The organism is Pseudomonas sp. EGD-AK9, from assembly GCF_000465935.2.
In the GTDB taxonomy this organism is placed as follows: Bacteria; Pseudomonadota; Gammaproteobacteria; order Pseudomonadales; family Pseudomonadaceae; genus Aquipseudomonas.
Window position 1 is genome coordinate 1 of sequence record NZ_AVOF01000813.1, and the last position, 675, is coordinate 675.

Genomic DNA, 675 nt, shown 5'->3' on the forward strand with positions numbered 1-675 from the left:
CCAGCCCCGGCCAGCTGCGGGTGGCGCGGGCCAGGCGCACGGCGTAGTCGAGCACCTGGTCGTCCAGCGCCAGGTCGCTGGCGATCTTCTGCAGCGCCAGCACGTCCTTGGCCTGCAGCAGGGTGCGCAGCGGGCTGACCTCGAGCATGTCGGCCTTGGCCGAGCGGGTCACCTGGCGCACCATGCTCAGCTCTTCGTCCGGCGCCGGGTAGTCCATGCGCAGCTTGAGCATGAAACGGTCCAGCTCGGCTTCCGGCAGCGGGTAGGTGCCTTCCTGTTCGATGGGGTTCTGCGTCGCCAGCACCATAAAGGGCAGCGGCACGGCCAGCGCGCGGCCTTCCAGGGTCACCTGGCGTTCCTGCATCACTTCCAGCAGCGCGGCCTGGGTCTTGGCCGGGGCGCGGTTGATCTCGTCGGCCAGTAGCAAGTTGGTGAACACCGGGCCCTTGCGCAGCTTGAACTGCTCGCTGGCGAGGTCGTACACGGCGTGACCGGTGACGTCGCTGGGCATCAGGTCGGGGGTGAACTGGATGCGCGCGAACTCGCCGCCGAAGCAGCGCGCCAGGGCGCGCACCAGCAGGGTCTTGCCGAGGCCGGGAACGCCTTCGACCAGCACGTGGCCGCCGGCGATCAGCGCGGTGAGCACGTCGTCGATCACCGCGCCCTGGCCGATCA

Annotated in this window: 1 protein-coding gene; it reads right to left on the reverse strand. The window is 69.6% G+C overall.

The genetic code is table 11. From position 1 onward, the window contains the following. On the reverse strand, positions 1-675 hold a 675-nt coding region (locus tag N878_RS24375; RefSeq protein ID WP_021446096.1), incomplete at both ends, for a MoxR family ATPase.